At 61.2% G+C, this 23001-nt stretch carries 20 protein-coding genes, 1 other RNA gene and 1 pseudogene; 3 read left to right on the forward strand and 19 right to left on the reverse strand.

Translation table 11 applies throughout. The features are described 5' to 3' along the window. Positions 1-447, reverse strand: a pseudogene (locus A3714_RS09300) (hypothetical protein); the annotation flags it as partial. Between the two features lie 162 nt (positions 448-609). Here A3714_RS09300 and A3714_RS09305 point away from each other — a divergent pair. After that, positions 610-1068, forward strand: a complete 459-nt coding sequence (locus tag A3714_RS09305) for a hypothetical protein (protein WP_063509392.1) — start codon at positions 610-612, stop codon at positions 1066-1068. Between the two features lie 96 nt (positions 1069-1164). Here A3714_RS09305 and lpxC read toward each other — a convergent pair whose 3' ends face one another. The 18 genes from lpxC to rsmI form a co-directional block, all read right to left on the reverse strand. After that, positions 1165-2082 (reverse strand): UDP-3-O-acyl-N-acetylglucosamine deacetylase, encoded by a 918-nt coding sequence (gene lpxC / locus A3714_RS09310; protein ID WP_062816730.1) that lies wholly within the window; start codon positions 2080-2082, stop codon positions 1165-1167. Between the two features lie 122 nt (positions 2083-2204). Continuing rightward, entirely contained in the window at positions 2205-3371 is a 1167-nt protein-coding gene (gene ftsZ / locus A3714_RS09315) for a cell division protein FtsZ (protein WP_063509391.1), read from the reverse strand. A gap of 125 nt (positions 3372-3496) precedes the next feature. Further along, positions 3497-4732 carry a cell division protein FtsA gene (gene ftsA, locus A3714_RS09320; protein WP_062816838.1) on the reverse strand — a complete coding sequence of 412 codons (1236 nt, stop codon included), beginning with the start codon at positions 4730-4732 and terminating at the stop codon, positions 3497-3499. Between the two features lie 19 nt (positions 4733-4751). Continuing rightward, positions 4752-5525, reverse strand: a complete 774-nt coding sequence (locus A3714_RS09325; protein ID WP_063509390.1) for a cell division protein FtsQ/DivIB — start codon at positions 5523-5525, stop codon at positions 4752-4754. Then, complete coding sequence (locus tag A3714_RS09330; protein ID WP_063509389.1) at positions 5518-6441, reverse strand: D-alanine--D-alanine ligase; 924 nt, start codon at positions 6439-6441, stop codon at positions 5518-5520. The genes A3714_RS09325 and A3714_RS09330 overlap by 8 nt, the downstream gene beginning before the upstream one ends. Next, positions 6434-7864, reverse strand: a complete 1431-nt coding sequence (murC, locus tag A3714_RS09335; protein ID WP_063509388.1) for a UDP-N-acetylmuramate--L-alanine ligase — start codon at positions 7862-7864, stop codon at positions 6434-6436. The genes A3714_RS09330 and murC overlap by 8 nt, the downstream gene beginning before the upstream one ends. Further along, positions 7854-8927 (reverse strand): undecaprenyldiphospho-muramoylpentapeptide beta-N-acetylglucosaminyltransferase, encoded by a 1074-nt coding sequence (gene murG, locus A3714_RS09340; protein WP_063509387.1) that lies wholly within the window; start codon positions 8925-8927, stop codon positions 7854-7856. The genes murC and murG overlap by 11 nt, the downstream gene beginning before the upstream one ends. Beyond that, positions 8924-10081 carry a putative lipid II flippase FtsW gene (gene ftsW, locus A3714_RS09345; RefSeq protein ID WP_063525728.1) on the reverse strand — a complete coding sequence of 386 codons (1158 nt, stop codon included), beginning with the start codon at positions 10079-10081 and terminating at the stop codon, positions 8924-8926. The genes murG and ftsW overlap by 4 nt, the downstream gene beginning before the upstream one ends. Then, positions 10074-11399 carry a UDP-N-acetylmuramoyl-L-alanine--D-glutamate ligase gene (gene murD, locus A3714_RS09350; RefSeq protein ID WP_063508881.1) on the reverse strand — a complete coding sequence of 442 codons (1326 nt, stop codon included), beginning with the start codon at positions 11397-11399 and terminating at the stop codon, positions 10074-10076. Before murD ends, ftsW begins: the two co-directional genes overlap by 8 nt. A 17-nt stretch (positions 11400-11416) precedes the next feature. Then, the gene (gene mraY / locus A3714_RS09355; protein ID WP_062816722.1) at positions 11417-12499 is read right to left on the reverse strand and encodes a phospho-N-acetylmuramoyl-pentapeptide-transferase; all 1083 of its coding nucleotides are present in this window, start codon (positions 12497-12499) and stop codon (positions 11417-11419) included. Next, positions 12499-13857, reverse strand: coding sequence for a UDP-N-acetylmuramoyl-tripeptide--D-alanyl-D-alanine ligase (gene murF, locus A3714_RS09360; RefSeq protein ID WP_063508880.1), 1359 nt, complete (start codon positions 13855-13857; stop codon positions 12499-12501). The genes mraY and murF overlap by 1 nt, the downstream gene beginning before the upstream one ends. After that, on the reverse strand, positions 13854-15326 hold the full coding sequence (locus A3714_RS09365) for a UDP-N-acetylmuramoyl-L-alanyl-D-glutamate--2,6-diaminopimelate ligase (RefSeq protein WP_063508879.1): 1473 nt from the start codon (positions 15324-15326) through the stop codon (positions 13854-13856). Before A3714_RS09365 ends, murF begins: the two co-directional genes overlap by 4 nt. Further along, positions 15323-17044, reverse strand: coding sequence for a penicillin-binding protein 2 (locus tag A3714_RS09370; RefSeq protein WP_062816719.1), 1722 nt, complete (start codon positions 17042-17044; stop codon positions 15323-15325). Before A3714_RS09370 ends, A3714_RS09365 begins: the two co-directional genes overlap by 4 nt. Further along, a complete protein-coding gene (gene ftsL, locus A3714_RS09375) occupies positions 17041-17307 on the reverse strand; it encodes a cell division protein FtsL (RefSeq protein ID WP_062816718.1) in 267 nt (88 codons plus the stop codon). The genes A3714_RS09370 and ftsL overlap by 4 nt, the downstream gene beginning before the upstream one ends. Then, positions 17304-18242: a 16S rRNA (cytosine(1402)-N(4))-methyltransferase RsmH gene (gene rsmH, locus A3714_RS09380; RefSeq protein WP_063508878.1), complete on the reverse strand. Its 939-nt coding sequence runs from the start codon at positions 18240-18242 to the stop codon at positions 17304-17306. The genes ftsL and rsmH overlap by 4 nt, the downstream gene beginning before the upstream one ends. Then, positions 18242-18682: a division/cell wall cluster transcriptional repressor MraZ gene (gene mraZ, locus A3714_RS09385; RefSeq protein ID WP_035248027.1), complete on the reverse strand. Its 441-nt coding sequence runs from the start codon at positions 18680-18682 to the stop codon at positions 18242-18244. Before mraZ ends, rsmH begins: the two co-directional genes overlap by 1 nt. 637 nt (positions 18683-19319) lie before the next feature. Beyond that, an RNA gene (gene rnpB / locus A3714_RS09390) (RNase P RNA component class A) lies at positions 19320-19685 on the reverse strand. 164 nt (positions 19686-19849) lie between these two features. Beyond that, on the reverse strand, positions 19850-20680 hold the full coding sequence (gene rsmI, locus A3714_RS09395; protein ID WP_063508877.1) for a 16S rRNA (cytidine(1402)-2'-O)-methyltransferase: 831 nt from the start codon (positions 20678-20680) through the stop codon (positions 19850-19852). 81 nt (positions 20681-20761) lie between these two features. Here rsmI and A3714_RS09400 point away from each other — a divergent pair, with 81 nt between their 5' ends. Together A3714_RS09400 and A3714_RS09405 are read left to right on the forward strand one after the other, a co-directional pair. Then, positions 20762-22633, forward strand: a complete 1872-nt coding sequence (locus tag A3714_RS09400; protein ID WP_063508876.1) for a penicillin-binding protein activator — start codon at positions 20762-20764, stop codon at positions 22631-22633. Continuing rightward, a complete protein-coding gene (locus A3714_RS09405) occupies positions 22614-22991 on the forward strand; it encodes a YraN family protein (protein ID WP_062816837.1) in 378 nt (125 codons plus the stop codon). The genes A3714_RS09400 and A3714_RS09405 overlap by 20 nt, the downstream gene beginning before the upstream one ends. Positions 22992-23001 lie beyond the last annotated feature (10 nt).

A 23001-nucleotide genomic window follows, 5' to 3' on the forward strand; every position in this document is an offset into this window, starting at 1 on the left:
CAGGTTTTCGAGAATTTCCAGCTGACGCTCCCGACGTTCCAGGGTCTCCGCCATCTGGTTCACGGCTTCCATAAAAGACGGCAATTCGTAGCTGGCACCCTCTTCCGAGCCTTCCGGCCCACCCAGCCCTGGTACGGTGCTGAAATCAAATTCATCGCCATCAATATCCGCCACTTCCACCAGCCGCTCGCCCAACGCATCCAGTCGCACCAGGCGGGCCTGGGCCTGGGCCAGTTTCAGGGTCAGCGCCCGGAATTGTTCCTGGCTGAGACGATCCAGCGATTCCAGGGCTTTCTGCTGTTCCTCCAGATGGGTGGAGAAACGTTCGGTCATTACTGGCGTATACTCAGGTTGCTCGCTGAGTTGCGATACCAGCAGGTAACCGCCAACGCCCGAGAGCAGCGGCACGACCACCAACACAGCACAGCAGCCAGCAACCAGGGCCAATGACGGGGTACCGGCAGTGTTCGCGAATGGCCACGCTTGCTGTTAATGACTAAGATATTCATAGATTCGTGTAACGCACCGACTAAAAATGAAATAATTCAAATAGTTGCACTGGTTTTCTTGATTATTTTTTACAATTGCAGGCTAGTCTAAGTAAAACCCATGAGCAAGACAACTTCTCCCAAAGCCCTGCTCGCTCTGCTGAGTGGTAACCCGACCCTCTCCCGCCTGACCCGGGAGGCCCGGAAAGCGGCCAGTGATGACTCGCAGACTCCTGCTATGGCAGACCCTCTGGACTGCCTGCCGCCGGCCCTGCGTGAGCGTGTCACCCTGGTGGAAGACAGTCTGCGCTGGCTGGCCATTGCCGAAACCAGCGCCACCGCACAGCTGCTGCGCTTTCATTTACCGAAGCTACAACAGGCGTTGCCCGGCCAGCAGATCAAGATCATGGTCGGCGGCAAACGCCAGATGCAAAGCAGCAATGTTCGTGCCAATCAACAGGACAAGCCCAGATTGGCCAGGGAAAGCGCCAGGCAAATTGCGGATCTAGCGGACAGCATTGAGGACGAGGGCCTCAAGGCCTCCTTGCAACGGCTGGCCAGCCGGGGTGAATCCGAATAAATCCCGTGTCCCTTAAACGAAAAACCACCCGGCGGCGGGAGAACCGCCGGGTGGCAACAGGGTTTTTCGACGTTTGTACGGTACTGCCGAGTATGACTACTCCGCCGCCGCCAACACCGGTCGCATGTAGGATACCGGGGCGTCGGTGGCATCTTCAAAGGTCACCACCTCGTAAGAGTCCTCCTGACGGAGAATCTCGCGCAGCAAGGCATTGTTGAGGGCATGACCTGACTTGTGACCAATGAACTCGCCGATCAGGCTATGACCCAGCAGATACAGGTCACCGATGGCATCCAGCATCTTGTGCTTGACGAATTCGTCCTCGTAACGCAACCCGTCCTCGTTGAGGATGCGATACTCATCCACCACGATGGCGTTATCGACACTGCCGCCCAGCGCCAGATTCTGGCTGCGCAGGAACTCGATATCGCGCATGAAGCCGAACGTCCGGGCCCGCGCCACTTCCTTCACGAACGAGGTCGTGGAGAAATCGATGCTGGACACCTGGTTGCGCTCTTCAAACACCGGGTGATCGAATTCGATGGAGAAGGTCACCTTGAAGCCATCAAAGGGGACAAAAGTCGCAGACTTGTCGCCCTCACGCACCGTCACTTCCTTCTTGATGCGGATGAACTTCTTGGCCGCTTCCTGCTCCTTGATGCCGGCAGACTGCAGCAGGAACACGAAAGGACCGGCACTGCCATCCATAATCGGCATTTCCGGCGCAGACAGCTCCACGAAAGCGTTGTCGATGCCGAGCCCGGCCATGGCGGACAGGAAATGCTCCACGGTACCAACCTTGACGCCGTCCTGAACCAGGGTCGACGACAGGGTGGTCTCACGGACCGCATCGGCTGACGCCTTGATCTCCACCACCGGGTCCAGGTCCACACGCCGGAATACGATACCGGTATTCACGGGTGCCGGGCGCACGGTCATGTAGACCTTTTCGCCGGTGTGAAGCCCCACGCCGGTGGCGCGGATCACGTTTTTCAGCGTTCGTTGTCTGATCATCAGTCTGTCACACAGCTGCGGGTATCCTGCAGGATACCGCTTTCCTCAACACAAAATTAGGGCCGAATTATACTGCAATGCCCAGATTTTGCACCTTTACGGCCAACCCGGCCGCCAGACCGTTAGTCGGCCTGACGACGGAGGAAGGTCGGGATATCAATGAAATCCAGATCTTCCGCGGTGTTCACCGCCTGCTGACCGCGGCCACTGGCCGCCTGCTGGGCAGCGCGTTTGCGCTCCACGGCGGGGCGATCCAGGTCGCTGTAGTCCACCCGGCCATCCGCGGTAACGGGGGTCTGACGACCGCGTACCACTTTTAGTTCCTGCTGGGCAGCACCCAGGCCGGTGGCCACCACGGTGACGCTGATGTTGTCACCCATATCCGGGTCGATGGCAGTACCAATGATCACGTTGGCATCATCGCTGGCCAGCTCGCTGACAATGTCACCCACTTCAGAGAACTCGTCCAGGGCGATGGACTCGTTGGCGGTGATATTGATCAGGATACCGCGGGCGCCACGCAGGTCCACATCTTCCAGCAACGGGCTGGAAATGGCTGCCTGGGCCGCTTCTGCCGCCCGGCCTTCGCCGCTGGCGGTACCGGTACCCATCATGGCGGTACCCATTTCGCTCATCACGGTGCGCACGTCAGCGAAATCCACGTTGATCATGCCCGGGCGAACGATCAGATCGGCAATCCCTTTTACGGCCCCCTGCAGCACTTCGTTGGCCGCCTTGAACGCATCCAGCAGGCTGGTGGAACCACCGAGCACCGCTTGCAGCTTCTCGTTGGGAATGGTGATCAGGGAGTGAACGTGCTCTTTCAGCTCCTCGATACCTTCCTGGGCGGAGCGCATGCGCTTTTTGCCCTCGAAGGGGAACGGCTTGGTCACCACCGCCACGGTCAGGATACCCAGCTCCTTGGCGATTTCTGCCACCACCGGTGCCGCACCGGTGCCGGTGCCACCGCCCATGCCGGCGGTAACGAATACCATATCGGCACCGTCCAGCAGCTCGGCGATGCGGTCACGGTCTTCCATGGCGGACTGACGACCGATTTCCGGGTTTGCGCCTGCACCCAACCCCTTGGTCACCTGGCTGCCCAGCTGAATCACGGTTTTGGAGGAGGCATTTCGCAGTGCCTGGGCGTCGGTGTTGGCGCAGATAAAATCCACCCCTTCCACACCGGAACGCACCATGTGATCCACGGCGTTACCGCCGCCACCACCGACACCTACCACTTTAATGACCGCGCCATGCGGTACGCTGTCTTCCAGTTTGAATTGCATGGTTGATCTCCCGTTATTGCTTCCCTGTTACTACTTTGAACGTTATTTAACGTCGAATTGTCCCGGTGATGTTGCCGCGGCCCGGAACTGCCGCTTCCGCTAAAACTGCTAACCGGCCCGAGAAACTAGAAGTTGCCCTTGAACCAGTTTTTGAAACGCTCTACCCAGTTCACTTCCCCGCCACCGGCAAGGGCGCGGGCACTGGTACCGTCTTTTTCCATGCGCTGGCCATACAGCAGCAGGCCCACCGCGGTGGAATAGATCGGGTTCCTGACCACGTCGGTGAGGCCGGAGATACCCTGCGGGGACCCCAGACGCACCGGCATGTGAAAGATTTCTTCAGCCAGATCCACCGCACCCTCGATCTTGGAGGAGCCCCCGGTGAGCACGATGCCCCCGGGAATCAAGTCCTCGAAGCCGGAGCGACGCAGCTCGGCCTGGATGAGGGTGAACAGTTCGTCGTAGCGAGGCTCTACCACCTCGGCCAGATTCTGGCGGCTGAGGGTACGGGGCGGCCGGTCGCCCACGCTGGGCACCTTGATGGTTTCGTCCGCACCGGCCAGCTGGGTCAGCGCGCAGGCGTACTTGATCTTGATTTCGTCCGCGTGCTGCTTGGGGGTCCGCAGGGCCATGGCGATATCGTTGGTCACCTGGTCCCCGGCAATGGGAATGTTGGCGGTGTGACGGATGGCCCCTTCGGTGAAGATGGCGATATCCGTGGTCCCGCCACCGATATCCACGATGCAGACACCCAGTTCACGCTCGTCTTCAGTGAGAACGGCGTGAGCACTCGCTAACTGCTCTAGGATGATGTCATCGACCTCCAGGTTGCAGCGGCGCACACATTTCTCGATGTTCTGGGCGGCGTTCACGGCGCAGGTCACCAGGTGCACCTTGGCCTCCAGGCGCACACCGCTCATGCCGATGGGCTCACGCACCCCTTCCTGGTTGTCCACCACATATTCCTGGGGCAGCACATGCAGGGTTTTCTGATCCGCTGGGATCGCCACGGCCTGGGCCGCGTCAATCACCCGGTCGATATCTGCCTGAGCCACTTCCCGGTCGCGGATGGCGACGATGCCGTGGGAATTGAGGCTGCGCACATGGGAACCGGCGATGCCCGCATACACCGTATGAATGTGGCAGCCAGCCATCAGCTCGGCCTCTTCCACCGCCCGCTGGATGGAGCGCACGGTGGCTTCGATATCCACCACCACACCCTTCTTCATCCCCCGGGACGGCTGGGAGCCGATACCGACGATTTCCATGGTGCCATCGGCGGATGACTGACCGACGATGGCCACCACCTTGGAGGTGCCAATGTCGAGTCCGACAATCATGTTTTCTGATGCGTTTGCCATGTCATCCATTCTCCTAAAACTAGCTTTGCTCGCCCCAGGTCACCGCCATGCCATCGGCATAACGCAGGTCGACCCGGGTTACCCGGCGGCTGTCCGTGCTCAGCACACCGCGATAGAGCCGCACAAAGCGGCGCAATTTGCTGGTGTACGCTTCACGGTCTACCACCAGCTGCATATCGTTGTTCAGGGTCAGTCGCGCGGTCAGTCGCGCGTTGACCTCCATGCTGCGAATACCCAGGTCCACATCTGCCAGCATCTTGCCCATGCTGTGATAGAACCCCATCACTTCTTCCAGCCGCTGCTGCGGCCCGCTCAGCCGCGGCAATCCGGCCAGGTCGTACTGCTTGAGCGCCTTGAACGGCTCGCCGCTGTCCGAGATCAGCACGGTGTCATTCCACACCGCCACCGGGCGCCGCTCTTCCACGGTCAACACCACGGTGTCGGGCCACTGCCGGCGAACGGAAACCCGTTCCACCCAGCTCAGGCCCTGTGCCTGCTGATAGATTTCCTCAAGCGGCACGGAAAAATAATTTTCGTCGCGAACCAGCGCCGCCAGGGCGGTCTGGATCTGCTGCTGACGGCGCACATCGGTGACACCATCCACTCCCACCTTGCGCACCGGATAACCATCCAGTGCCGCCGGCAGATAGATCACACCGACCAGCAACACCGCCGCCACCGTTCCCACCAGCATCCAGGGCACCGCTGCCGCCACCCGCTCGTTGAGCGGTACGCCGGCTTTCTTCACCGGCTTGCGGCGGGCCCCGCGCGGGGTCGCGGCCTGCTTAGCCATCACTCCGTTCCAGCGCATCCAGCAGGATTTCCCCCACCAGGGTGTCGAAATCCCGCCCGGCGGCCTTGGCTGCCATGGGTACCAGGGAGTGATCGGTCATTCCCGGTACCGTGTTCACTTCCAGCAACTGCCAGTGTCCCTGCTCGTCACGCATCACATCCACCCGGCCCCAGCCCCGGCAGCCCGCCACCCGGAAGGCGGTCAGAGCCAGTTGGCGCAGGGCCTGCTCATCGGCCTCATCCAACCCCGCCGGGCACAGATATTCAGTGCTGTTGGACTGGTACTTGGCTTCAAAGTCATAAAACGCATTGGGTGTCTTCAGGCGAATCGCCGGTAACGGCTCGTCGCCCAGGATGGCCACGGTGTATTCCGGGCCGTTCACCCAGGCTTCCACCAGCACATCGGAATCAAACTTTTCCGCTTCTTTCAGGGCCTGAGCCAGCTGCTCGGCGTTATCCGCCTTGGCCATGCCAATGGACGAGCCCTCATGGGCCGGCTTGATCATCAGCGGAAAGCCCAGGTCCATATCATTACGGCCGGCCACATAAAACGCCGGGGTTGGCAAGCCGGCGCCTTTCCACAGTTGTTTCGTGCGTACCTTGTCCATGCCGATGGCGGAGGCCATCACCCCGGAACCGGTATAGGGAATGCCCAGGTGTTCCAGGACGCCCTGGATAACGCCGTCTTCGCCGCCCCGGCCATGCAGGGCGATAAAGGCCGCATCAAACCCTTTCAGGGTATCCACGCTCTTGTGTGCCGGGTCCACCAGCTCGGCGATCAGCCCCAGATTGCGCAGCGCCTGATGGACCGCCGCACCACTTTTCAGTGACACGGGGCGCTCGGCGGAATTGCCGCCGGCCAGTACCGCTACCCGGCCAACGCTGGCCAGTTGCTTCTTCAGCAGCACCTTATCCACGCTTGGCGCCTCCCTGTTCAGCCAGTTCTTTTGCAATGGCTCCCACATTGCCGGCGCCCTGGGTCACCAGCAGATCACCGTCCTGCAGTTGGGTGGCCAGAATATCGGCCAGCTTGGCCGGATCATCCACGAATACGGGCTCCACTCGCCCACGCTTGCGGATGCTGCGGCACAGGGCGCGAGCATCGGCCCCGGGGATCGGGTCTTCGCCGGCGCCATACACTTCCAGCATCAGCAACACATCCACCCCGGAGAGCACATCCACGAAATCTTCGTAAAGATCCTGGGTACGGGTATAACGGTGGGGCTGGAACAGCATGGCCAGACGACGACCCGGCCAGCCGGCACGGATGGCATCGATGGTGACAGCCACTTCGCTGGGGTGGTGACCATAGTCATCCACCAGGGTCGCGCTGCCACCGTCGAAGTGATATTCGCCTTGCACATCAAAGCGACGGCCAACACCGGTAAAGTTATTCAGGCCGCGAATGATGGCCTCATCGCTGGCGCCTTCATCGGCGGCCACGGCAATGGCGGCCAGGGCATTGAGCACGTTGTGCTTGCCGGGCATGTGCAGCACCACATCCAGCGGCTCACCTTCCTTGCGGATCACCCGGAAAGACGTGGTCATACCCTGTTGCTGCACGTTCTCCGCACGCAGATCCGCATCGTCACTGAAGCCGTAGCGGATCACCTGACGGTTCACCCGTGGCAGCAGCTTGCGCACCACCGGGTCATCCACGCACATGACTGCCACACCGTAAAACGGCAGGTTGTGCAGGAACTCGATAAAGGTGTTCTCCAGCTGGGCAAAGTCCCCGCCGTAGGTGTGCATGTGATCCGCTTCGATATTGGTCACGATGGCACTCATGGGCTGCAGGTGCAGGAAGCTGGCGTCGGATTCATCCGCTTCCGCCACCAGATAACGACTCTGCCCCAGGCGCGCATTGGTGCCGGCGCTGTTCAGTCGTCCGCCAATCACGAAGGTGGGGTCCATACCCGCCTCTGCCATGATGGCCGCGGTCATGGACGTCGTCGTGGTCTTGCCGTGGGTCCCGGCCACGGCGATGCCGTGACGGAAGCGCATCAGCTCAGCCAGCATCTGGGCCCGCGGCACCACCGGAATCCGGCGGGCATGGGCTTCCGCCACTTCCTCGTTTTCCGTGGTCACCGCCGTGGACGTTACCACCACGTCAGCGCCATCGATATTTTCTGCCCGGTGACCGATTTCCACCCGCACACCCAGGCCACGCAGGCGCTCTACGACCGCCGATTCCTTGATGTCGCTACCGCTGATGGCATAGCCCTGATTGGCCAGCACCTCGGCGATGCCACACATGCCCACACCGCCGATACCCACAAAGTGGATACCGCTGATGCGCCGCATCTCGGGGACGATATGGATGTTGTCGTTATCGGCCATTGGCCACCTCCTCACACAGCGTGGCCGCGCGCTCGGCGCTGTCGGCCACGGCCTGCTCGCGAGCCCGCTGCGCCATTTGCGCCAGCAACCCGCGTTCTGCAACCGGTTTCAATGTGCCCGCCAGGCTGGCGGCACTCATGTCCCGCTGGGGCAACAACAGGGCCGCGCCCCGGTCTGACAGCCAGCGGGCATTCAATGTCTGATGATCATCCACCGCACTGGGCAGCGGCACGAACAGGGCCGCCACACCGGCAGCCGCTACTTCCGCCACGGTCAGCGCCCCGGCCCGGCAGATCACCAGATCCGCCCAGCCATAGGCTTCCGCCATGTCGTCAATAAATTCACTCACCCGGGCCTGCATGCCCAGCGCCTGGTAAATCGGCGCGGCTTCCCCGGTGCGACCGGCACCGCATTGGTGACGCACCTGAATTTCCCGGCCCAGCACGGCCAGCAGCAGTTCCGGCAGATCCTGATTCAGCACCAGGGCCCCCTGGCTGCCGCCCAGAACCAACACCCGCAAGCCACCCTGATGCTGGGCATAGCGACGGGCCGGGTCGTCCAGATTGGCAATCTCGGCGCGTACCGGATTGCCCACCCAGCAGGCGCTCTGGGAGCCGAACGCTCCCTGGAAACCCTCCAGGGTGACGGTGGCCATTTTCGACAACAGCCGGTTGGTCAGCCCCGGCACCGCATTTTGTTCGTGGACCACCACCGGCACCTTGCACAGGCGCGCAGCCAGGCCACCCGGGCCGCTGGCAAAACCGCCAAAGCCCACCGCCAGCAGGGGCTGACGCTGGCTGATCAGGTTGCGCGCCTGCCAGACCGCACGCAGCAGATTGAACGGCGCGGTAAGCTTGCGCTTGAGCCCGCCACCACGCAGCCGGGAGACGGCCAGTTCGGCAATCTCGTAGCCGTACTGGCGCACCAGCTTGCCTTCCATACCGTTCTCGGCGCCCAGCCAGAGGATCCGGAAACCGCGCTCACGGAGTTGATCCGCCACTGCCAGTGCCGGGAACACATGCCCACCGGTGCCGCCTGCCATGATCAGGATGGTGCCACTCATCGTGCCGCCCTCCCTCTCGCTTTCAGCTGCTCGGCTTCTGACCCGGCGCGCAGGATCAAGCCCACCATGGCGGAGAAGATCAACAGTGATGAACCGCCATAACTGATAAACGGCAAGGTCAGGCCCTTGGTGGGCAGCAGCCCCATATTCACGCCCAGATTAATGAACACCTGGGAGCACATGACAAAGGCGCAACCGTAGACCACATAGGCGTGATACAGCAGACCACGGGTTTCCAGGCTGTGCCCCAGCCGGAACACGCGCCAGCCCAGCAGCACGAAGCCGCCGATCAGAGCAAGATTGCCCAGCAGCCCCAGCTCTTCTGCCATCACGGCGTAAACAAAATCCGTATGGGCTTCCGGCAGATAGAACAGCTTCTGCACACTGTTGCCCAGGCCCACACCGCTCCAGTGACCGCGGCCAAAGGCAATCAGGCTCTGGGTCAGCTGGTACCCTGAACCGTATTGATCTGCCCAGGGATCGGTGAAGGTCATCAGACGTGCCACCCGGTAGGGCTCGGCAAACGCTACCAGCGCACCCAGTGCCACCGCAGCCAGGCCGATCAGCAGGAAGCGCAGAGTCGGCACACCGGAAAGAAACAGCATGCCCATGGCGGTGATACCCAGCACCACCACAGCCCCGAAGTCCGGCTCCAGCAGCAGCAGCACGGTCAACACGCCCAGCAACGCCAACGGCAGCAGGAAGGCTTTCCACTCGGTTTCCAGCGCCGCCTTGCGCTGGGCGATATAGCCTGCCAGATACAATACAAAGCACAGTTTGACGATTTCCGAGGCCTGAATGGTCAGGCCCGGCAGGGCAATCCAGCGGGTGGAACCATTCACGGTCCGTCCCAGCCCGGGAATAAACACCATCACCAGCACCACCAGAGCCACCGGCAGCATCAGGAAACGGAGCCGTTCCAGCAGCGCCAGCGGTACCGCGAAATAGACAAACGCCCCGGCCCCCAGGCCCAGTACCAGGTAGATGCCATGACGCAGGGCGTAGTAGAACGGATCGCCCAGCCGGGTTTCAGCGATCTGCAGGCTGGCCGAGGAAACCATTACCAGGCCAGCCAGAGCCAGCAGGATGGCCGTCCACATCAGGGGCTTGTCCAGACCCCGGTTATCCAGCTTGAGGATCATGCGCTCAGTCATGGCACACCTCCCGGGCCCGGGCGGAAAAATCATCGCCACGGGCAACAAAGCTGGAATACATGTCAAAAGAGGCGCACGCCGGAGACAACAGCACCGCATCACCGGGCTGTGCCAGGGCATGGGCCCGGGTCACCGCGGCCTGCATGTCGGCCACCAATTCACAGGGTGCCGCCGACATGCCCTGGGCCAGGGTGCTGCGATCTTCGCCCATCAACAGACCGGCACGGAGGTACTGTCGCGCCGGCTCCGCCAGCGGCGAGAAATCCTGCCCCTTGCCCTGACCACCGGCGATCAGGATCACCTTGCCTTCAATGCTTTCACCGATCCCCGTCAGGGCCGCCAGGGTAGCTCCCACGTTGGTGGCCTTGGAATCGTTGAACCAGCGCACGCCCCCTGCTTCAGCCACCAGCTGGCAACGGTGCGGCAGACCGGTAAAGGCTTTCACGGTGGCCAGGGCCTTGTCCCGGTTCAGGGACAGGGCATCGCTGATCGCCAGCACGGCGAGAATATTCATGGCGTTGTGATGGCCGGTAAGTGCCAGCTCGGACAGGGACAACAGGGTATCGCCCCGATACAGCAGCTGCCCGGTTTCACTATCCAGCCGGTAGTCCGCCTCCGGGTGAGCCCCGAAGGTCACCTGCCGCGCCACCCCGGCAGGAGGGCGAGTGGCCAGATCATCCCGGTTCCACACTGCCACCTGGCAGCCATCGTAGATGCGCTGCTTGGCGGCCACGTAATCGGCAAAGCTGGCGTAACGATCCAGATGGTCCTGGGACACATTGAGGATGGTGGCCACTTCCGCACTCAGGCTGTAGGTGGTTTCCAGCTGGAAACTGGACAGCTCCAGCACATACAGGCGGGCCTTGTCGTCCAGCAGTTCCAGGGCTGGCACGCCCAGATTGCCGCCAATGCCCGGATTCATGCCACAGGCATCCGCCACCTGCCCCAGCAGGGTCGTCACGGTACTCTTGGCATTGGAACCGGTAATTGCCACCAGCGGCTCGCTGGCGGCCCGGGCAAACAGCTCCACATCACCGATCACTTCCTTGCCGGCAACGACCTGCTCGGCAATGGCTGGTGTGGCCACGGCCACGCCGGGGCTGACGATCAGGCGACGGGCATTGTTCATCCAGCCGGACTTGAAACCGCCGGTATGAATTTTCACATTGGGGAATTCGGCGCGCAGCGCCTCCAGGCCGGCGGGCTCGGCACGGGTGTCCAGGGCGCGCACAGGCATCCCCTGGTCCGTCAGATAACGGATCACGGAACGCCCGGAAACTCCCAGGCCAATGACCAGATCAAACCCGTCTTTCGCCATAAAATTAACTCAATCCCCTATCGGATTTTCAGGGTCGCCAGACCCACCAGGACCAGAATTACGGTGATGATCCAGAAGCGCACGATGATCTTCGGCTCCGGCCATCCTTTCAGTTCAAAGTGGTGATGGATCGGCGCCATACGGAACACCCGCCGGCCGGTGAGCTTGAACGACCCCACCTGCAACATCACCGAGACGGTTTCCATCACGAACACCCCGCCCATGATGAACAGCACGATTTCCTGACGGACAATCACCGCCATCACACCCAGCACCGCGCCCAGGCCCAGCGCGCCCACATCGCCCATGAATACCTGGGCGGGATAGGCGTTGAACCACAGAAACCCGAGACCGGCACCACACAGGGCGGCGGAAATGATCACCAGCTCACCGGCACCGGCCACATAGGGAATCTGCAGATACGGCGCGAATTCCGCATGCCCTCCGGCATAGGCGAAGATGCCCAGGGCACCGCCCACCAATACCGCGGGCATGATCGCCAGACCATCCAGGCCATCGGTCAGATTCACCGCGTTGCTGGTGCCGTTGATCACAAAATAGGTCAGCACGATGTAGAACCAGCCCATGTTGATGACCACATTCTTGAAGAAGGGCACGATCAACTGGGTTTCCACCGGGCTCTGGGCCGTGAAGTACAGGGCAAAGGCTGCCCCCAACGCACCCACGGACAACCACAGATATTTCCAGCGGGCCGGCAGGCCGCGGGGATTCTTTTCCACCACCTTGCGCCAGTCATCCACCCAGCCCACGGCACCGAAGACGAACAGCACACCCAGGGTGATCCAGATAAAGCGGTTGCTCAGGTCGGCCCACAGCAGGGTGGAGATGACGATGGCAATGAGGATCAGCGCCCCGCCCATGGTGGGAGTGCCAGCCTTGCTCAGATGGCTCTTCGGGCCATCATCTCGAATGGCCTGACCCACCTGCTTTTCCTGCAGCTTGCGGATCATGATCGGGCCCACCCAGAAAGCGATAAACAGGGCCGTCAGTACGCTGAGAATGCCGCGCAGGGTGATGTACTGCACCACCAGGAAACCGCTATGAAATTCTGCCAGAAGCTCGGCCAGCCAAAGCAACATCAGTGTGCCCCCTGTTCCGGTTTTTGCGGGCCTGCGCCCATGATCAGTCGCTGCACCACCGCTTCCATACCGGCGCTACGTGAGCCTTTTACCAGCACGGTTCCACCCTGTTGCAGAACCGGGGCACTCCAGCTTGCCGCCTGCTGATCGTTTTCTGCCGTCATGGCACCGTCACCAAACCCTTTGGCGGCGGCACTGGCGCCGGTCATCACCACCAGGTCACTGATCCCCGCCTGGCGGGCATAGCCACCCAGCTCTTCGACCAGTTGCTCCGCCTGCGGCCCCAGTTCGCCCAGGACGCCCAGCACCAGCATCTGCGGCGCCGGCTGGGCCGCCAGCCAGTCAATGGCAACACGCACGGAGCCGGGGTTGGCGTTATAGGTGTCATCCACCAGCACACCGCCGGCCAGGGCATGCAGATTCATGCGCCCGGGCACCGGTTTCAGCTGTGACAGCCGTGGCAGGACCTGGCCCAGGTTCACCCCCAGGGCACGAACGGCGGCACAGGCCAGCAGGGCATTGCTGACCTGATGGGCACCGGGCAGGGGAACGGTCACCGCTTCGCCCAACGGCTGCAGCACAAATTCCACCCGGTCCTGATGGAGCTGGATATGCTCCGCATACAGATCTGCCGGCGCCTGACTGCCAACACGAATCAGGCGGAGGCCCGCCTTTTCAGCCTCAGCGGCAAAGAAATCAGCAAAACTGTCGTCATTGTTGATGATCGCCTGACCGCCAGCCTGGCAACCGCCAAAGATCTCCGCCTTGGCGTTGGCGATACCCTGCATGGAACCAAATCCTTCCAGGTGGGCGCCGGTCACATTGGTCACCAGCACCACCTTCGGCTTGGCCAGGGAACTGGTCCAGTCAATCTCACCGGGGGCATTGGCGCCCAGCTCAATGACCGCATAGCGGTGCTCGCCGGACAGACGCAGCAACGTCAGTGGCACACCGATGTCATTGTTGAAGTTGCCACGGGTGGCCAAGGTGCCCTCACCCAGCATGGCCGCCGCCATTTCCTTGACGGTGGTCTTGCCGGCATTGCCGGTCACGGCAAGTCGCTCAGAGGTAAACTGATCCGCGTAGCCGCTGGCCAGGCGCCCCAACGCCAGGCGGGTATCGTCTACCTGCACGGCACTGGCAAAGTCATTCTGCTCCCGGTCCACCAGGGCAGCGACGGCGCCGCTATCGGCAGCCTGGGCGAGAAAGTCATGGGCATCGAAACGCTCACCCTTCAGCGCCACAAACAGGCAGCCCGGCTCCATGTCACGGGTGTCGGTGACCACCGCATTCACTTTGCGGTCTTCCCCGATCAGGGTGCCACCGGTCCACTGGGCGATCTGCGACAACCACATCATGAGGCACCTCCCCGGGCGGTCAGCGCCTGGCGGGCAAGGTCTCTGTCATCACTGGGGTAACGCACGCCGTTAATTTCCTGATAATCCTCATGGCCCTTGCCAGCCAGCAGAATCACATCCCCTGGCTGGGCACGGTGGACGGTTTCCTGTACCGCTGCGGCACGATCCACGTTTTCGTGGACCGCCTGCGCATCGGTCAGGCCGGCACGCATCTGGTCAATAATGGTTTGCGGGTCTTCGCTGCGCGGGTTATCGCTGGTCAGCACCACGCTATCGGCAAACGTTTCCGCCACCGCTGCCATCTGCGGACGCTTGCCGGCATCCCTGTCGCCGCCACAGCCGATCACGCAGAACAAGCGGCCAGGGAAATGATCCCGACATGCCTGGAGGGCTTTTTCCAGCCCATCCGGGGTATGGGCATAATCGACGATCACCGTCGGACAGCCGACGGCCTGCAGCGGTTCCATACGCCCCGGTACGGGCGTAATCGCAGCCAGCGCCCCACTCAACGCCTCGGCGGGCGTACCCTGGCCATGCAGGATGGCCGCCACGGCCATGACATTGCTGAGATTGAAATGACCGAACAGGGGCAGCCTCAACGACACCACCGTGCCGCCAACAAAAAGCTCGGCCGTAATCCCTTCTGCCGTGTATTGCAGAGACTCACAGCGCACGGTAGCGCCCTGCTGGCTACCGAACGTGACGCATCGAACGCCATTGGGCAGACAGGCAATCAGGGTCTGCGCCGCCGGATCATCACAGTTGATCACTGCCAGCTGCACCCCTTTTCGGGTGAACAGCATGGCCTTGGCGGCCAGGTAGGATTCCATATCACCGTGGTAATCGAGATGGTCCCGGCTCAGATTGCTGAATACCGCCGTGCTGACCAGGGTGCCACCGAGACGGTTCTGATCCAGGGCATGGGAAGAAATTTCCATGGCCACGGTATCGGCGCCGGCATCACGGACTGCTGCCAGTCCGGCCTGCAGGGTGATCGGGTCCGGCGTGGTATGGCCCGTGGTCTGCTCCTGCCCTTTCAGCCCCAGCCCCAGGGTGCCCACCAGGGCACAGCGGTGACCCAGTGCGTTCAGGGCATCGCGCAGGAACCAGGTAATGCTGGTCTTGCCATTGGTGCCGGTCACACCGGTGATGCGCAAGCGGCTGGCCGGCTCGCCGAACCAGCGCGCGGCCAGATCCGCTACCCCCCGGGCCAGCCCAGGCAGATTCACGCGCGGCACAGTTTCCTGCAGGTCCACGGAAAAGGTCTCCGCGTCCGCCAGCACCACGGCGGCACCGGCACTGATAGCCTGGCTGATGAAATGACGGCCATCGCTGGTCACACCGGGCACGGCCACAAACGCCTCACCGGACTGGAGCCGACGGCTGTCCAGCTGCAGACCTGAAATGGTAAGACCTGCCACTTGGGCAGGCAGGTTGTGCTCCGGGAGCAGTTGCTGGAGGCGCATCATGAGCGATCCTCCGTATCCGGGCCACCGGCCAGCAGCCCTTCGGGCTTGTCCGGTGGCACGTGCAAGGTCCGCAATACCCCGCCCATGATGCGGGAAAAGGCCGGTGCAGCGACCAGGCCGCCATAGTAGGCATCGCTACGCGGGTCATCGATGACGACCACAGTGACAATACGAGGATCCGTGGCCGGCGCCAGGCCGGCAAACAGACCGATATAACTGTCATCCGCATACCCACCGGAAATCACCTTGTGCACCGTGCCGGTTTTGCCGGCCACCTGGTAACCCGGCACTTGAGCGCGGCTGGCGGTACCCACCTGGCTGACCACGGTTTCCAGCATTTGCACCAGCTGCCGGGCAACCTGCTTGCCAAGCACCTGTTGCCCGGCGGGTTTGTCTTTCACTTTCTTCAGGGTCAACGGCACCTTGACGCCATCATTGGCAATGACCGCATAGGCCTGTGCCAGCTGCACCGCAGATACACTCAAACCATAGCCATAGGAAAGTGCGGCCCGCTCCACGTCCCGCCAGTGGCTCCGCAAAGGCAGCATGCCATTGCTTTCACCCGGAAAATCAATGGCGGTCGCCTCGCCAAACCCGAAACGCTCCAGATAGGTGGGCAAGGCCAGCGGCTCCATGGCCAGCGCCAATTTGCTGGTGCCGATATTCGAGCTTTTGGTGAGCACGGTGGTGATATCAATGATCCCGTAATCACGGTGATCACGAATGGTCTTGCTGCCCACACGCATGGTGCCCGGGTGGGTATTAATGGTCGTGGACGGGGTGACCATGCCCATCTCCATGGCCGCCGCCACGGTAAAGGGCTTCATGGTGGAACCGGGCTCAAACAGGTCGGTCACCGCCCGGTTACGCAGCGCGGCGGTATCCAGGTTGCCACGATTATTGGGGTTGTAAGCGGGCTGGTTCACCATGGCCAGCACTTCGCCGGTGCGCACATCCAGCACCACCGCGCTACCGCCCTTGGCCTTGAATTGCTGCACGGCACCCAGCAGCTCCCGGTACGCCAGATACTGAAGACGCAGGTCGATACTCAACGTCACATCTTCACCGGGCTGGGCCGGCTCCAGCACTTCAATATCCTGGATCACCCGACCCAGCAGATCACGCACCACCTTCTTGCGACCGGACTGGCCGGACAGGTGAGACTCCAGGGACAGCTCGACCCCCTCCTGGCCCTGATCATCGATGTTGGTGAACCCCACCACATGGCTGGTCACTTCGCCCGCCGGGTAGTAACGGCGGTATTCGGTCAGCGAATGGATGCCGGGGATATTCAGATCGAGCACCGCCTTGGCCGCTTCCGGCGCCAGGCCACGGCCAAGATAGATGAATTCCCGGGATTCGTGCCGACGGACCTTGCGGGCAAACTCCTGCTGGCTGAGCACCGGGTTTCCCGCCAGCCGGGTCCATTGCTCCTGATTCTCCAGGGCTTCGCGGGGATTGGCCCAAAGCGTCACCACCGGTGTACTCACCGCCAGAGGGCGCCCATCACGATCCCGAATCACGCCCCGGTGCGCCGCCAATGGCTCTACACGCAGATTGCGAATATCCCCCTGATGCGCAAGGAAATCATGCTGCAGCACTTGCAGATCCACCGCCCGCACCACCAACACACAGGCACACACCAACCAGAAACCCAGCACAAAGCGCCAGCGCATCTGGTGATTGGGTTGCCGTGTCTTGCGAGCCTGGCGTTTCATGGCCGGATCAGCACTCTCTCATCGGTTTTCGGTAATTTCATTCCCAGCTCCTCGCGAGCCAGGCGCTCCACCCGTGCATAGCTGCCCCAGGTGCTGTGCTCCAACAGCAACTGACTCCACTGGCTTTCCAGTCGAGTCTGCTGCTGCTGTAATTTCTGGCTCTCGTCGGTGAGTCGACGGGCCTCGTGAACGCTGTAACTCACTGCCAGCGCGGAGATCACGATCAGCACCACCAGGGTGCGGATCAGCCAGGGGGCACTCATGCCACCTTCTCCGCCACTCGCAGTACCGCACTGCGCGAGCGCACGTTCACTTTCAACTCGGCCTTGCTGGCGCGAATGGCCTTGCCAACCGGCTCCAGCCGCTGCGGCATTTCATCGCCCAACGGCAAACCACCGCGCCCCTTGGGTGCCCGGCCGGAGTGATCGCGAATGAACAGCTTCACGATCCGGTCTTCCAGAGAATGGAAGCTGATAATGGCGAGACGCCCGCCGATGGCGAGCGTCTCCAGGGACTGTTCGAGCACTTGGGTCAGCGCATCCAGCTCCCCGTTTATATGTATTCTCAACGCCTGAAAACTGCGCGTGGCCGGGTGTTTGCCCGGCTCACCACGGCCGATGGCCGATTCGATCAGATCAGCAAGCTGCAAGGTACGTGTGATCGGCTGCTCCACCCGCTCCTCACAGATCCGCCGGGCAATTCGCCGCGACTTACGCTCGTCGCCGTAGCGGTACAACACATTGGCGATGTCCTGCTCCTCGGCCCGGGCCAGCCACTGCGCCACGCTTTCCCCTCGAGTGGGATCCATGCGCATATCCAGCGGCCCGTCTCGCAGGAAGCTGAAACCACGGGCGGCATCATCCAGTTGCGGTGACGACACACCCAGATCCAGCAACAGCCCATCAATGGGTCGCCCGGCTTCGGCCACCACCTCGGGCAGGCAGTCAAAGCGGTTGGCGATTATCCGGAAACGATCATCTTCCGACGCCAACTGCTCGCCTGCGGCAACAGCCTGGGGATCACGATCGATACCGGCCAAGCGGCCCTGGCGATCCAGTTTTTCCAGCAGCGCACGACTGTGACCCCCTCGCCCGAAGGTGCCGTCGACATAAAATCCATCACCACGGCTGAACCACATATCCAGTACCTCTTCCAGCATGACTGGCTGGTGTTCGTACTGCGCGCCTTTGTCGGTCATCAGAAAGACAGCTCCTGGACGCTTTCCGGCAATGCATCCGGATCCAGGGTGCCATCCTCTTCCAACCAGCTTTCTGCTTTCCAGATTTCAAAACGGTGCATTTGACCGATCAGCATGGCCTGCTTCTCCAGGCCGATCGCCGCCCGCAACTCCGGCGGCACCAGAAGCCGGCCATTGCTATCCATATCGATTTCAACCGCCTGGCCAAGAAAACGGCGTTTCAACTGGCGTACCTGCGGGCTGGAGTCTCTCTGCGCAGACAGCTTGCCGGCGGTTTCCATAAATTCATCACGGGGGTAAAGCGCGAGACATTCGTCATAAGGGTGACGGGTAAGCACAAGCTGGCCGCCGCAGGCTTCGTTTAACGAAGCGCGATAGCGGGTCGGCATGGTGAGCCGCCCCTTGGCATCCAGATTGAGTGATGTGCTCCCAGTAAACACTGGCCGTCCTCATGCTCGATTGTTTGGTTCCTTCCCGGGGCTCTTGTTGCCCCACTTCGCGACACCGGCCGCCAAGAAAATCCCACTTTTTCCCACTTTTCACCACATTGGGACACTCTAGGGCCACTGCGAACACCAAGTCAAGCGTGAGCACCTGGTCAAACGTAAAAGAATTTCCAGACAAATCAGCCTGTTAGCGGTATCACAGAGAATGAACGAAGGGATGAACGGAGGGAGTTTCGAGACGAATCAGAGCGCTGGAACGCGCAAGTGAGAAAGCACTTTAAGTGTTAGACGGATTAGTTATTAATAACTTTATTTATATTCAACATCAAAATAATTAGGCCTTCTTCGGACACGGGCCAGCGACAGGATTGACGACCCGGCAGGCCGACGCCGCACCCCAGTGCCATCAACCCGATCGGAAAAGCGCAGCACATGTTGGTCATTGTCGAGACAGAGGGATTGATCTGCGCCAACCTGCCAGGCTGCAAGCACGGCAAGTCTGAGGTCTTCGCATGATGGGATAACGAACGGGATCAAGAAGATAAGGCATTACGAGGAGCGAGCCACGAGTCACGAAAGGCAAAACCCGTCCTGGGTTTCGCTTCTCGCAACTCGCGCATCGTTACTGAATAAATTGGATCGGTCGATAAGCCGGGTTCTGTCGTGGACAGTCATTCATCTGGGGCTTGCGTCGCCACAAACCTCTAGCAACCTACCCGGATCCAGCGCGGGCCACGCCATAGGATCCCTATTTGGTCTTGCTCCGGGTGGGGTTTACCCTGCCACCACTGTTGCCAGCGGCGCGGTGCGCTCTTACCGCACCTTTTCACCCTTACCGGTTCCGACACGAGGAAGGAACAGGCGGTATCTTCTCTGTGGCACTAGCCGTAGCCACACCGTCACCAGTGTGGCCCCCAGGCGTTACCTGGCACCCTGCCCTGTGGAGCCCGGACTTTCCTCCAGCGGCTACGCCGCCAGCGACTGTCTGACCGATCCGGGGCGGAGTCTAAACAGTTAATAATTAATAGTGAATAATTAATAGCTGCGCGGACCGGGTTTTCTGATCTTGAAACGCAAGAGGCCGCGCGCCCTAACGTTGAGCGCGGCCTCTTGTGCCCGAAAAACGACCAAACCGGATCGCGAGTTATTCATTATTAACTATTAATTATTCATTGCCTCTAACAGCGCATACACCGCCTGCCGTTTCAGGCCGGTATGGGCGGCCATGATTTTCGCCACCCGGGACACCGGCAATTCCGCCAGCAGGGACGTTGCCAGGGCCTGATCCCGCTCACTCCAGTCGGCGGTTTGCGCGCAAGGCGACAACACCAGCACCAGCTCGCCGCGTTGCTGGTTGCGATCTGATGCCACCCAGTCACAGATATCCGCCACGGCTCCCATGCGAATGGTCTCAAATTGCTTGGTCAGCTCACGACAGAGCGAGATTTCACGATCTTTTTCAACCAGGGGCGTTAGCGCCTCGAGGAAGGAAAGCACCCGATGGGGAGCTTCGTAGATAATACTTGTGACTGACAGCCCTGCCAGGCGCTCGATGGCCTGCTGACGGGGTGCTCCCTTGGCCGGCACAAAACCCTCGAAAAGAAAACGGTCAGACGGCTGCCCCGCCGCGGCTAACGCTGCCAGCAGTGCCGACGCGCCGGGAATCGGCACCACCCGCACACCGGCCTGGTGGCAGGCGCGCACCAGACGGTAGCCGGGATCACTGACCAGTGGCGTGCCCGCATCACTGATCAGGGCGCCCTGCTCACCTGACTGCAAACGAGCCACCAACTCTTCGCTGCGGGCACTTTCATTGTGATCATGACAGCTGATCAAGCGACTGCGGATTCCCAGCTGCTCCAGCATGCGCTGACTGTGCCGGGTATCCTCTGCAGCCACCCAGTCGACCTCATCCAGTACCGCTATCGCCCGACGACTGATGTCATCCAGATTTCCGATCGGCGTACTGACAATATACAAAGTTCCACTCATATCTGTGCACGACTCAACTGGTGAGGCTCCAATGAAGCGCCTACAATAGCGGCTTCATTCTGGTAATACGAACCTGTCGCCATGGAATTCAGAAAGGCCCGTTTGGCAGCCCTGCTTGCTGCCGCAGTCATCGCTGGCTGTTCTACCACAACTCCTACGCGCACCACGGTTTATGAACAACCGTCGGCACCCAAGGTTGGCATCGCTCCCGCGGCGTTGACGGCCGCCCGCACCCAACTGGCCACCATGACAACGGAGGCGCGTATTGGCGCCACTCTGCAATGGGCTGAGACATATCTGGATCAGCAGCGTGCCGCTGATGCCGGTCAGCTACTTGCCGATCTGAATCCACAAGCCATGGACAACGCGCAACGTTTCGCCTGGATTCTGCTCAGCGGTCGAGCCCAGCTTGGCGACCAGCGCCCAGATCAGGCACTGGCGCTGCTGCAACGCTATGAGGATGAGATTCTCCAGTATCCCGCAGATCAGCAAGCCAGACTGGACTTGCTCAGAGCCGACGCCCTCGCCATGAAAGGTGATCTGATCAGCAGCCTGCAGCAGCGCGTGGCGGCTCACCCTCTGCTGGAAGAAGACGACCAGGATTATAACCACGGCATGATCTGGCAGCTTCTGATGAAGCTGTCCAACACCGAACTGGCCAACGCCGTAGAGGGCAGCAGCGGCGACCTGCGTGGCTGGCTTACCCTGGCACAGCTGTATCGCGACCCCATCGCCGACCTGGACGCCCAGGTCAACCGACTGAATCGCTGGAGCGCCCAATGGCGAACCCATCCGGCAACGGCGGATGTTCCTGATATTCTCGACGCCCTGGAAAAAGCCGCCAATGAAAGACCCAGCAAGGTAGCCATTCTGCTCCCCACCACAGGCCCCCTGAAAAATGCCGGCAAGGCTCTTCAGGAAGGCATCATGACCGCGTACTACCAGCACAAGCAAAATGGCAATCCGCCGGTACTGCGCTTCTATGATTCTGGCGGCGACAACATTCTGGCTCTTTATCAGCAGGCCATACAGGACGGTGCCGACTTTGTCCTCGGCCCCCTGGCCAAGGAAAAGGCTGCCACCATTGCCAACCAGGGCACCCTGCCGGTTACCACCCTGGCCCTGAACTATATTGATCAGGACACCCTGCCCGAGAACTTTTTCCAGTTCGGCCTGGCACCGGAAGATGAAGCTCGCCAGATTGCGCTGCAAGGCGCCCGCGAAGGCGCCAGTCAGGCCGGCATTCTTTACCCGGAAGGAGAATGGGGCGAACGGGTTGCCCAGGCATTTGCCGAAGAATGGCAATCCCTCGGCGGCACGGTGACCGTGACCCGCACCTACCAGGAAGGCCCCACTCTGGGGGATACCGTCAAGGAACTGCTGCTGGTGGCCCAGAGCCAGAGTCGCGGCCAGGCGGTCAGCCGTTTCACCAGCCTGGACATGGACATTCAGCCACGCCGCCGCCAGGACATGGGCTTCCTGTTTCTGCTGGCCAGCCCGGATCAGGGCCGCCAGGTGAAACCGGCACTGAATTTCCATTACGCCAAGGATCTGCCGGTGTACTCCACGGCACTGATCCATAGCGGTGAGTCCAATCCTCGTCGCGACCAGGACCTGAATGGGGTGCGCTTTGTGGACATGCCCTGGATGCTCAGCAAGGAAGATTCCGAGCTGCGCCGTATGGCCGACACCCAATGGCCCGAAGGGCACGGCCGATATGAGCGCCTGTTTGCCATGGGGATTGATGCCTACCGGCTACAAGGCCGTCTTTACCTGTTAAACACCCTTCCATCCAGTGAGCTGCCCGGCGTCACCGGCCGCCTGAGCATGGAACAGCAACGCATTGTGCGCGAGCTGAACTGGGGTGTATTTATCAATGGTGAAGCTCGCGCTCTCCCCAAGGTATCCGAGCCGGCAAAGAATGGCAGGCCCCGTGAAATTACCGCGCAGTAACAAAGATTCCGGTAGCGAAGCGGAAAAACAGGCTGCACACTGGCTCACTGAGCAGGGACTGATTGTTGTGGCACGCAACTTTCGCTGCCGCCAGGGGGAAATCGACCTGATCATGCAGGACGGCGACACCCTGGTGTTCACGGAAGTGCGCTGGCGCAGCAATCCCAGCCATGGCGGCGCTCTGGCCTCTGTGGATCACCACAAGCAACGCCGGCTGATACTGGCAGCCCGGCACTATCTGGGTCGCCACCCGCAATACCATGATCGGCCCTGCCGCTTTGATGTACTGGGAATGGAACCGGACAATAACAACACTGTCCGGTATCAGTGGATACAAAACGCGTTCTACAGCGAATAGCTGCACGCAA

Source organism: Alcanivorax sp. HI0007 (assembly GCF_001635525.1).
GTDB lineage: Bacteria > Pseudomonadota > Gammaproteobacteria > Pseudomonadales > Alcanivoracaceae > Alcanivorax.

What these genes read in the sequence shown, in the direction of transcription:
- A3714_RS09305 (WP_063509392.1), top strand. Translation starts at nt 610, where the DNA reads ATGAGCAAGACAACTTCTCCCAAAGCCCTGCTCGCTCTGCTGAGTGGT.
- lpxC (WP_062816730.1), bottom strand. Translation starts at nt 2,082, where the DNA reads ATGATCAGACAACGAACGCTGAAAAACGTGATCCGCGCCACCGGCGTG.
- ftsZ (WP_063509391.1), bottom strand. Translation starts at nt 3,371, where the DNA reads ATGCAATTCAAACTGGAAGACAGCGTACCGCATGGCGCGGTCATTAAA.
- ftsA (WP_062816838.1), bottom strand. Translation starts at nt 4,732, where the DNA reads ATGGCAAACGCATCAGAAAACATGATTGTCGGACTCGACATTGGCACC.
- A3714_RS09325 (WP_063509390.1), bottom strand. Translation starts at nt 5,525, where the DNA reads ATGGCTAAGCAGGCCGCGACCCCGCGCGGGGCCCGCCGCAAGCCGGTG.
- murC (WP_063509388.1), bottom strand. Translation starts at nt 7,864, where the DNA reads ATGGCCGATAACGACAACATCCATATCGTCCCCGAGATGCGGCGCATC.
- murG (WP_063509387.1), bottom strand. Translation starts at nt 8,927, where the DNA reads ATGAGTGGCACCATCCTGATCATGGCAGGCGGCACCGGTGGGCATGTG.
- ftsW (WP_063525728.1), bottom strand. Translation starts at nt 10,081, where the DNA reads ATGACTGAGCGCATGATCCTCAAGCTGGATAACCGGGGTCTGGACAAG.
- murD (WP_063508881.1), bottom strand. Translation starts at nt 11,399, where the DNA reads ATGGCGAAAGACGGGTTTGATCTGGTCATTGGCCTGGGAGTTTCCGGG.
- mraY (WP_062816722.1), bottom strand. Translation starts at nt 12,499, where the DNA reads ATGTTGCTTTGGCTGGCCGAGCTTCTGGCAGAATTTCATAGCGGTTTC.
- murF (WP_063508880.1), bottom strand. Translation starts at nt 13,857, where the DNA reads ATGATGTGGTTGTCGCAGATCGCCCAGTGGACCGGTGGCACCCTGATC.
- A3714_RS09365 (WP_063508879.1), bottom strand. Translation starts at nt 15,326, where the DNA reads ATGATGCGCCTCCAGCAACTGCTCCCGGAGCACAACCTGCCTGCCCAA.
- A3714_RS09370 (WP_062816719.1), bottom strand. Translation starts at nt 17,044, where the DNA reads ATGAAACGCCAGGCTCGCAAGACACGGCAACCCAATCACCAGATGCGC.
- ftsL (WP_062816718.1), bottom strand. Translation starts at nt 17,307, where the DNA reads ATGAGTGCCCCCTGGCTGATCCGCACCCTGGTGGTGCTGATCGTGATC.
- rsmH (WP_063508878.1), bottom strand. Translation starts at nt 18,242, where the DNA reads ATGACCGACAAAGGCGCGCAGTACGAACACCAGCCAGTCATGCTGGAA.
- rsmI (WP_063508877.1), bottom strand. Translation starts at nt 20,680, where the DNA reads ATGAGTGGAACTTTGTATATTGTCAGTACGCCGATCGGAAATCTGGAT.
- A3714_RS09400 (WP_063508876.1), top strand. Translation starts at nt 20,762, where the DNA reads ATGGAATTCAGAAAGGCCCGTTTGGCAGCCCTGCTTGCTGCCGCAGTC.